This is a genomic window from Streptomyces africanus, assembly GCF_002150735.1.
Lineage (GTDB): Bacteria > Actinomycetota > Actinomycetes > Streptomycetales > Streptomycetaceae > Streptomyces > Streptomyces africanus.
Map to the genome: position 1 here is coordinate 1 of NZ_MUKA01000457.1, position 597 is coordinate 597.

General features: G+C 72.7%; 1 protein-coding gene. It reads left to right on the forward strand.

What is annotated here, in order from left to right:
- The first annotated feature begins 282 nt into the window (after window positions 1–282).
- Window positions 283–579 (forward strand): type II toxin-antitoxin system VapB family antitoxin, encoded by a 297-nt coding sequence (locus CCL05_RS39655; RefSeq protein ID WP_003991361.1) that lies wholly within the window; start codon window positions 283–285, stop codon window positions 577–579.
- The last annotated feature ends 18 nt before the right edge of the window (window positions 580–597 follow it).

Sequence of the window (597 nt, forward strand, 5' to 3'; positions counted from 1 at the left end):
GCCCGGAGCGGCGGGGGCGGTGGCGGCCGGACCAGCGCCCCGCCGCTCCGGGCGCCGAACCGTCCGGACGAGCGACCGCGTGGTCCCCCGACCGGTCCGCGCCGACCCCGTTCGGGCGAATCAGGCGCACGGCCCGCCTGATCGATTCGGCGACGGACAGCCGCGCGGTCCGGCATATTCACGCCCCGGTTCCCGGTTCGTACCGCCTTGTGGGGCTTTTTTCAGCGTCACACTCCGTCGCCGCGGCTGCGCCCGGAAGGTCCTGCCCGGTAGGCTTTCCGTGTGATCTTCAAGCGCATCGGAAACGGCCGGCCGTACCCCGACCACGGCCGGGACAGCACCCGGCAGTGGGCGGACGTCGCGCCGCGCCCGGTCCGCCTCGATCAGCTCGTGACGACCAAGCAGCAGCTCGATCTCGAGACGCTCCTCGCCGAGGACTCGACGTTCTACGGCGACCTCTTCGCGCACGTCGTGAAGTGGCAGGGCGACCTGTACCTGGAGGACGGCCTGCACCGCGCGGTGCGGGCGGCGCTCCAGCAGCGTCAGGTGCTGCACGCGCGCGTGCTCGAACTCGACTGACCCGCGCGCAGGTCACGG